The sequence below is a fragment of the Acinetobacter sp. YH12086 genome (assembly GCF_013419345.1).
GTDB lineage: Bacteria > Pseudomonadota > Gammaproteobacteria > Pseudomonadales > Moraxellaceae > Acinetobacter > Acinetobacter amyesii.
Map to the genome: position 1 here is coordinate 1 of NZ_VPAF01000032.1, position 9,027 is coordinate 9,027.

At 42.9% G+C, this 9,027-nt stretch carries 10 protein-coding genes and 1 pseudogene; all 11 read right to left on the bottom strand.

Annotated features, from left to right (window positions below; all coding sequences use genetic code 11):
* Positions 1 to 384 (bottom strand): hypothetical protein (locus tag FTU29_RS16710; protein WP_180122971.1); only part of this gene is annotated, 384 nt, incomplete at its 3' end.
* Positions 371 to 1,294 (bottom strand): hypothetical protein, encoded by a 924-nt coding sequence (locus FTU29_RS16715; protein ID WP_180122972.1) that lies wholly within the window; start codon positions 1,292 to 1,294, stop codon positions 371 to 373. The genes FTU29_RS16715 and FTU29_RS16710, both read right to left, overlap by 14 nt.
* A 1-nt stretch (position 1,295) precedes the next feature.
* Positions 1,296 to 2,210, bottom strand: coding sequence for a hypothetical protein (locus tag FTU29_RS16720; RefSeq protein ID WP_180122973.1), 915 nt, complete (start codon positions 2,208 to 2,210; stop codon positions 1,296 to 1,298).
* A gap of 34 nt (positions 2,211 to 2,244) precedes the next feature.
* On the bottom strand, positions 2,245 to 4,425 hold the full coding sequence (locus FTU29_RS16725; RefSeq protein ID WP_180122974.1) for a hypothetical protein: 2,181 nt from the start codon (positions 4,423 to 4,425) through the stop codon (positions 2,245 to 2,247).
* Positions 4,426 to 4,428: 3 nt separating this feature from the next.
* Positions 4,429 to 5,067: a glycoside hydrolase family 104 protein gene (locus tag FTU29_RS16730; protein WP_180122975.1), complete on the bottom strand. Its 639-nt coding sequence runs from the start codon at positions 5,065 to 5,067 to the stop codon at positions 4,429 to 4,431.
* A 29-nt stretch (positions 5,068 to 5,096) separates the two neighbouring features.
* On the bottom strand, positions 5,097 to 5,588 hold the full coding sequence (locus FTU29_RS16735) for a surface-adhesin E family protein (RefSeq protein ID WP_180122976.1): 492 nt from the start codon (positions 5,586 to 5,588) through the stop codon (positions 5,097 to 5,099).
* Positions 5,589 to 5,630: 42 nt separating this feature from the next.
* The gene (locus FTU29_RS16740; protein ID WP_180122977.1) at positions 5,631 to 6,965 is read right to left on the bottom strand and encodes a hypothetical protein; all 1,335 of its coding nucleotides are present in this window, start codon (positions 6,963 to 6,965) and stop codon (positions 5,631 to 5,633) included.
* A gap of 10 nt (positions 6,966 to 6,975) precedes the next feature.
* Entirely contained in the window at positions 6,976 to 7,581 is a 606-nt protein-coding gene (locus FTU29_RS16745; protein ID WP_180122978.1) for a DNA transfer protein p32, read from the bottom strand.
* 1 nt (position 7,582) lies between these two features.
* A complete protein-coding gene (locus FTU29_RS16750) occupies positions 7,583 to 8,026 on the bottom strand; it encodes a GNAT family N-acetyltransferase (protein WP_180122979.1) in 444 nt (147 codons plus the stop codon).
* Positions 8,023 to 8,373 carry a hypothetical protein gene (locus tag FTU29_RS16755; protein WP_180122980.1) on the bottom strand — a complete coding sequence of 117 codons (351 nt, stop codon included), beginning with the start codon at positions 8,371 to 8,373 and terminating at the stop codon, positions 8,023 to 8,025. Before FTU29_RS16755 ends, FTU29_RS16750 begins: the two co-directional genes overlap by 4 nt.
* Positions 8,370 to 9,027: pseudogene (locus FTU29_RS16760) on the bottom strand (hypothetical protein); the annotation flags it as partial. The gene FTU29_RS16755 and the pseudogene FTU29_RS16760, both read right to left, overlap by 4 nt.

Genomic DNA, 9,027 nt, shown 5'->3' on the forward strand with positions numbered 1-9,027 from the left:
GACTTGCGGGGTAATGTATTGAGTGCCGTATTCAGTGGTGATTTGCTTCGCTTGTGCCGTGTCGTACCAGTACAAAAAAGTTGAAATTTGCTTATCTACGTTTTCGGTTGTGTATGCAATGGTTGGGCGCATATTGAAGTCAAACGAGAGGCTTAAAGATTTTACGTTCTCAACATTTATTAATTGATATTGCGCCATATCATTTTCAATGCAAATCCAGTTGTCGCGGTAATAACATTTCCAGATATGAACCTGCAAGCCTTGCGATGTGTCGAGCAGATCAACACCGCCCCACTCGAAATCTACCAAAGGTTCAGCTTTATCGGGCACTAAAAAAGCCCCGTAAATAGGGCGATGTGACAGTTTATTTTCAGGTAGGCTCATAGCGACCCCAACTCAATGTAAACTCATACACCAAGGACTCCAAGCTTGTTTTCGAAATTGTTGGTGATATTTCTAGTTTGTAACCAATTCCTGTATCAGCTAGCAAAGTATTTCTCAAAAACAATGTTTTGTGTGCGTAATTTGCTTTACTTGGTGGAAATGTGCAAACAGCTTTTGCTGAAGTTGGGGTTGGGTATGTTGTTGTATTTCCGTTTGCCGTGTCGATTGCGTACATTAGCGGTAGCGTTGTAATGCCGGTTGGCATTGGATCTTTTGACGACATTGCATTTCTATATTCGCTAATGCCTGCTGCGTACCCCAGCTCCACTCTAGAGAAACTACCAGTTGAGGCATTGGCTATAACCGGCAACCCTGCGTACGTGTGCTCACTAATCAAGACATCATTTTTATCAACAAGCTGAAAGCTGCCACTTATTGTTGCCGAAGGGTAGCATCTTACTTCTGCAATAATTTCTAGCGATTCATCGCTGAGCACTGTGATTGTTGTTGGATTTCCTGCCGCATCACGCAATAAGGCGCGGTTCCAAAGATTATTATCCCCCCACCCTAAGCCAACTTCTGATAAATTTCCAGTCGCAGTGCCAATAGCAAAAACCCATGTTAGGCGATAGCCGTAGTAATACGGTGCCACTGATGTGTTTGCTACAGCCAAGCCATTTTTTGGACTTGTAGTAGATGCAACAAAGCTATCGAGCATCGTTTGACCTGCATTTGGATCAGAATTACCAGTGCCTACACAACAACGATTAATCCATGTGCCGACTGACATGCGATTTAAGCCCGCATCAAGTACCAGATTATTAGACCATCCCGACTCTTTTGTAACCCTATTTCCTTTTTTTACAATCGCTTTAAATTTTGCGCCAACTTGCGTCTCAATATTAAACATTTTATACCTCAATTTTTGATACTTTATTCAAAGCAAAACTCGTTGCTACAGGCTCACTCCCTACATTGTGCTGAATAACAGTTCTACTTCGCTTAACTTTTGTTAAGCTAAAACTTGTGCTCGCGCCTTCATTTACACTTGCTTGATTGAGCAACGGTTTTTTAATTACTTTATTTAAAGAAAATGATGTGTTCACCTGGTCTGCAATTTCAGCAAAGTTTATAAATGAACGCATTACAGCCTTGCTTAAGGCAAAGTTGTTGAAGATATCATCTGATAGACTTGATATATTTATCTCAACTTTGTTTTTGCTAAAATCTAAAGAAAAATCAGTACTTAATTCATCAACAAAATAAGCAGGATATGGTTTACTCGTCAGCACCTTCACCGGCGGCCTTTTAAAATCCTGATCACCCACAAACACGCCTTTTTTATCGTACTGTCGAAGTCGATAAGCCCCGACAATACTGACCGACCCCCAGCCGTTTTCATCCAAAATCACTGGATTCGGATTTAATAAAGCATCATCCGCATTTTCATATGAAGGCTTTTTAATCGTAGATTGATAGTCATAAGTCCATACTTTGCCGCCCCCTAAGGCTTTGCCGTATTTATCGAAAAACTGTGTGCGCATTTGCTGCTGATACACAATTTTCTCTTCAATAAAAACGCCTGATTTGTCGTAAATTTTAAGTTGTACAGATCCACGTACATAAATTAATGCACTGCCTGCTTGATCTAATAAAATGGGATTTTGGTTTGCAGCTGTGAACTCAGAATTTCGGTAGGTAGGCTTGAAAATATCTTCACCCACTTTAAATGAATACACCTTGCCACCGATTAGTGGCTTTCCCTCTTTATCGAAGAAGTGCATTCTCGGTTGAATAACCGGTGTTGCTAGTCGATGTTGGAGCATGAATTTCACCCATTAAAAAACCCTCCGAAGAGGGTTATTTCATATCGTTTGCGCCGGTTAGAACGCCTGCTTGGGCGAGTCTTTCGATGAGTGTTAAATCTTGGTTTTGCGTGGCTTGCTTTGCTGTTTTGGATAATGCACTCGCACCTTGATTAATCTTGATTCTTGCATTAACCCCTCTGCTTGGACCAACAACCCATTTATCAGCCGCAGCTTTGACGATTGGCATCTTGGAGAGCGCACCGAGATGATTCATTAGTGCGGCTGCTGTGCCTGAATGATTCACATTTGCCCCAGCAGGTTGACTAATCAAGTATCGCCCAGCTGCATGAATGTTTTTTAAATGCTTTAGCTCATCAGGTGAGAACAATAGCTCAAGCTTTCGATCGCCAATCGACTTTAAAGCATCACTCATTCCTTTGGGGCTAAATACATCATTCACGCCAATTGACTTACTCGCTATACGCTTTACTACGGCTTGTCGAATGTTATTCAAAGCCTCAGGATTATTCCTTAACTCCCCAACAAGCGACTCAACCTCTCTAACATTTCCGCGCCAAATCAACTGCTCAAAAGCCTTGTCAGGCTCAGCATCATCTAAGGCTTTTTTAAGCGCTGGTGTTCTATCGATTAAACCAAAGCGACCAGAAGCTGCTTTTCTAGCATCATCCCAAGCTGATTTCGCACCCCCTTGTAGCCTCGTGCCAAAAGTATCCAGTGAGTCGTCCACTTCTTTCTCAAGTGAGTTCCGAAATGACTGTAATGCGTACTTTGTTTGGTTGTCAGCACCAGATAGTCTTCGATTGATCTGCTTTACAAGAACCTCTTTTTCAGCAAGCGTAAAAGGTTTTATGTCGTTAGTAAAATCCTCGACTTTCTTTAAAAGCGGCGCTGGTAGTAGACTAATATCAACAAGATCCTCATCAAGTGCGGCTTTCATATTGTTAGCAAAGCGACCAGCATCAAGTGTCAAATCGTTACCTGTGTGTGATTTGGCATAATCATACATTGCGGCGATGTAGTTGCTGCGCCCTTGATCCTGTGAGCGCAATGCTTTAAACATTTCATCACCGACTTGAAACTCATCACTAGCATTACCACCAGTCCTTAATTCAAAATCATCAATCAGCGACTTTAAGTTGCTGTGATCTTGCGCGTATTTATTCGATAAAGCTTCCGCACCATCAAGCTTTGATAACTCTGTTTCTTTTGTCCAGAGCTTGGCATCCCCAGTGGCTTGCTTGCCAGTCGGCTTGAGATCAAAACCTCTTGATTTTAAATCAGTAAAAACCCCCATGCGCTGCAAGGTTTGAGCATCTGGTGATCTGCCTTGCTGCATGATTTTTTTAACTTGGTTTTTTAAAATGGTTTGTGATTGTGGTGAAAGATCAGCTAATCGAATGCTAGAGCCTGCATTGTCAGCTTGAGATAAAATAATATCAATCTGATTCTCCACTTGAGCATTAGTGATATGACTTGGAGATGCTGAGTTAAATCTGCGATTTAATGCATTAACACCTTGCCCTAATTTTTCACCCAAAGCACCACCACCCGCACCACCTATTGCGCTGAGTACTGTGTTTGAAAGACGCTTATCTGCATTCTCAGCAAAGCCTGCACCACCCACAGCCGCACCTGTTAAAGCATTATGCCCTGCAACTTTTGCACCTGCTTGGCTTAATACTTTGGCGCCTTGATAGCCGCGACCTAAAGCTGCCATCGGTGCTGTTGCAGCAATCTGACCACCTAAACGCCAACCATCAAAACCCTGTCCATTCTCTTGACGGCGCAACTCGTGAAAGTTTTCAATGTCTTTGCGCCCTTTGGTGAAACGATCATAAGATTTGGTGTCTAGCTTAGTTCCTGCAACCTTATTCACACCTTCGCTTATTTTATCCGCAGCGTATGAAAAACCTTGTACAACGCCCGCCCCCAAGTCAGACGCACCAAGTAATGCAGATTCCCATGATTTAGTCTTACCAGCTTCTTTGGCTTGTGCTTTTTCCGCTTCTAGTTTTGGATTTACTGCACGATGTTCGGGAATATTTAGGCCGAGCCCTGCGGCAATTTGGCGATTTGTCATCCCCATATCATTGCCTTTTTTAATTCCTTTTGAAAATTTAGGGCTGTCCATCATTGCAAGATAAATATTAATGTCCGACATACCACTGGACTGTGCTTTATCAATAAATGCTTTAAGTTCTGCGCTAGACATGGTTTACCCCTTATAGCCAAGTGCTTTTAAATCCACAAATTGTGGTTGAGTGTTTTGTTGTGAATTACCTTGATATCCAAGCGCCTTTAAATCCACAAAACTCGGCTGTGATTGTTGGGTGGCTTGCGGCTTGTAGCCAAGTGCTTTCAGGTCAACAAAATTCGGGCCTTGTTGTGGCTGAATATTCGACCCAAGATGCTTGTTCACAAAATCCCAAGACCGCTTTCCTTGTTTATATGTTGAGCTTGGTAATGATGCCCACTCTTTGCCAAGTTTCCCAATTGCAGACTCCCATCTGCCATTCAACACATCATCCAAAGCACCACGCTGAGCAATCAATGCTACAGCACCCAAGTCTTGTGATCGTGGTGAGAAATCACGAAAACCGTACTGTTTAGCGAGATTATTCCAAGTACTGTTTAGAAATTGGTAGCGCCCTGCTGCTGTGGTGTAGTTGGTTGCACCATCAGTTTGTTTAAATGCTTTACGGACATTTGGGTGAGCGCCCAGATTATTGAATTGCTGATTACCGAAAAGTGTGTTGTACCCGTGTTTCACACCCTCAGAACTTGCAATAAGATTCAACATTTTGCGCATATTGGGGTTTGCATACGCTTGCTGTAATTGAGATAGCTTCGCCATAACTTTTCCTTGGGTGTAAAAAAAGCACCCTAGGGTGCTTTGTATCCGAGTTTTTCCAAATCAACAAATTCAGGCTTGTACTTTGGGAGCGCAAGGCCTTTGCCTCTTGACTTGCACGCCACCTCTAATAAAGCCTCATCAATAGAATCTGGGAATACCAATGAGAAATCAGCATCTGCTTTTGACGTAGATTTTAAAACCACACCGTTTGAGTCATACTTGGTAATAGCCAGCGTTTTTGACATTCCACTCTCGCAAGCAAACCTAACCAATGCTTTGGAGTTTGTGTACATTCTTTCAGTAGGCTGTGTATTTAAAACTTCAGCTAATTTTTCACCAAGCCCTGTCTTTGAGTCAGATCTCACCCACACATCTGTCGTCTGATTCTTGAAATTGTACTTGTAGTAATCCGCATCTAAAAAAAATTGATCACCGCTTTTGGCTGAAATCACATAAACCCAATCCGCCCCAAAGCTAAAACCTGAAGCTAGCAACCCGAAAGTCAAAATCAATTTTTTCACTATATTCCCCCCATTGTTATGAGGGGAAATATAGCATACAAATTAATCAAATAAGCTGAATGTACTGGATAACTGCTGCTGCCCCGCATTCGCATACGGGATACCTTGTTGCTGTTGCGAAAAATACGTGCCACTACGCAAATCAGCTGCTTTTTGTTGATTAGAAGCAAGTCGAGCCTCAGCCATTTGAATTGCTCGACTGTAAACAGCCTCGCGCTGCGCTCTCGGCAGGTTCGCCGAACCTTGCAATTGAAGCAAGATAGCTCGTTCACCTTCTGTTGGCGAACCACCAAACGTGGCTTTTAGCATCTCTAAAGCATTACCAGTTACGACGTTATCAAGCATTGTTGTTGCGGTTGCACGCTCATCTTCACCAATAAGTCCGCGTACGATTGCTCGCTGTGTAGCACCAACACCATCGTATGCCTTTTCGCTGTATTTAAGAGCATCCTTTAAGTTTGTAATAGCATTCTTGGTTGATGATATTTTATCGTCGGTGTCTAAAATCGCACCTTGAATCGTAGAATTCATCGCACCTGCTTGTTGAGCTTTAACTGGCTCACCACTCGGACCCGAAACAGGAATACCCTGCCCGTTTGCATAAACAGCGTATCGAGTACCATCTGCAGCAGTAAAGTAGTCCAAAGGCTTGTTTTGCTGAACATATAAATTTGCATCAAACTGACTTTGCTGCTGCGCACGGTTTTTATCAGCTGTACTCGCTGCCGTGTCTGTTGAATAAATCGAAGCATTATATGTTCTTTGGCTATTTTTATCAGACTGTGCATTGTCAGCAGCATTATCGGCAGATTGATATTGAAGCGCTGCTGGATCTTTAGCATTCGCAAAATTGATACCGCCTGCATACTGTTTTAGTTCGTCTGGTGTCATGGCATTTACAATCGCTGCTTGGCTTTGATAATCTTCAGGACTCATTATGCCTGTGCGCACTAAAGCATTTAGGCCAAGTAGTACCTGAGCTTTATCACCAGTCAATGATGCTTGCTGAAATGCACCCTGAATAGCACCTAATTTTTTGCCCGAATTATCTAAAGCATAGCCGCCGCCCTGTTGGTTGTTTTTGTACGCCTCGCTGCCAGTTTTTGCAATTTCAGCTTCCGTTTTTAAGCGGTCATACATTGCTTTTTCTTGAGCTGCAGCATCCGCTTTTAGTTGAGCGTTTAACTGTGTGGAGAAAATTGAGTTATTTGCAAAAGCTTGACGCTCCTCAGGCTTAAGTTGCTGCATCTGGTTGACGCGACGACCTAAAACCAATTTTCCAAAGCTCCCACCAAGCTCGCCTAGAGCCTCCATATTTTGTTGCTGTTGCAACTGTGCGCGTTCTGCGCCGCGCATAATAATACTTGGATCTAGCATATCACCACCCTTAAATCATTCCGCCGCCCATAAAGCCCGCTACTGTTTTACCAAGACCTAACATGGCGCTAAAATTATTAGCTGTTCGGTTGCCTGCAGCAACCTGTCCTGCAGCCACAGCATTCGCCCCTGCCATGGTGTTATTCGCCACCGCTTGAGCTGTTTGCATACCTGCATTGCCAACACCCGCTGCTGCGTTTTGCCCCATACCCACAAGGCTTGAAAGGCGGTTGTAGGCATTGCCGTACTCTTGGCTTGCAAAGTTTTGACCGTAATTATTTAGAGCTTTTTGAGTAGCACCACTTAGCAAGCCACCTTGAGCTGCAGCACCCGATTGAACACTATCAAGACCTTGATTTAAACGAAATTGATAACTTGGATCTTGCTGCAATAATTGAGATGTATCAGCGCCATTAAGCCCAGCTAAACCTAATAAACCACCAAGGGCTTGAGTTCCTGCTTGCATATATGGTTTTTGATCAGCACGCACCTCATCAAACATTTCTTTTTGTAGGGCGTTTGATTCTTGTGATGCTTTGTATTGTGTATTTGCTGCTTGAGTTGCAGCTTTTGCCTGCTTGTTTGCTCCGGTAATAGAGCCAATGACTTTTGACATATCACACCTTTTTCATAAAGATAGTTTCAGCTTTTTTGAAGCCTTTACGCTCCCACACTGCGCCACGATAGCAGTCATCTAGTGTGGCCAAAGCCCACATATAACAACCTTGCTCTTTGATATATCGCTCACTACATTGAATGAGTAAATTTGAATATCGGCGGTACTTTGGTAGAACAAAAATCACATCGGTACATGCTTGTGTTTTTCCTTTGAATCGAGCCAAAGGATTGATCGTAATCCAATGAAAACCAATAACCTTTCCGTTTTCACGCATCACCAAACAATGAAGTTGATTTACTTCCTCGGACTCAATATATAAGTCTCGATCAAAATCAAGCTCCAATCCGTAGGTTTGCTGCTCATCAATGTTGTGAACTTCAATACACAGCGGCATCAACTCATCAATACAGTCGACCCAGTGTTCACGCATTACTGTGATCATGGTGCATTCTCCAATGCTTCTACTCGCACCGTTAGGGCTTGTAATTGGTTTTGAAGTTGAGACACAGCACTTTGTAAATTTAAGATGTTTGAATCAACCCCAAGAAGACTTGCGTTGATAGCGGCAATTAATGCGTTCATGTCGGTAAGATCGGTACTGATCTGTAAAACCTCATCACCAACCTGATCAATATCACCACTAATTTTTTGCATCGAAAACACAGCGTTTTCATTCGCAACTTTCGCCAATGACTCAAAAAAAAGCACCCAAACAGGGTGCATATAATTATTTTGCGAAATTGGTTGTTGCATTGGTACCTGTGTAACCTTGGGTACTTTAACTGTCATCGTATTTTTGCCTTTGCGCCAAGAATAATTAATCGCCCTGCATCCGTCATACGAACCCGAAATACGCGACCAAAAGATTGGCCTAGACGACGGAAAATTACGCGTTTCTCATATTCACCAATTGCGCCAATATCATTAGCTATTTCGGTTATTCGATCATTGGACCATGTTTTTCCACGATCATCCGACCAATCAAGCATTACGGTTGGCTTGGTGTTATTGTCTTGCCCAACTTGGCAGATCAATTCCACCTCATCAAAGATCAAGCGACTGCCTTGCGGGCTTACACATGGTGTTGTGCGCTCGCGAATAATTACAGCACCATTATCGGTTTCAGCATCAGCATCAAGTTTGTAAATGTATGGAAATTCACGATCTCCAACTAAGTGCTGCCCTTTGAAGTAACAGTGGCAGTATGCTCGGTGGTGTTCGTGGCTTGAATTGTCAGCGTTATACCAACTACGCTCGTGCCACATTTGAGTTGATGCGTCATAACACCATGTTTTACGATCTGTTGGGAATGAAATCACGTAAAAGGCATGCCCTTCACGTTGATATGACCACGCATAGGCATCTTCGGTGCTTTCATATCGTGCTAATGCAGACTCAAGTGCGTGATTACTAATACGGACTGTTTGATAGCCTTGCGTCATC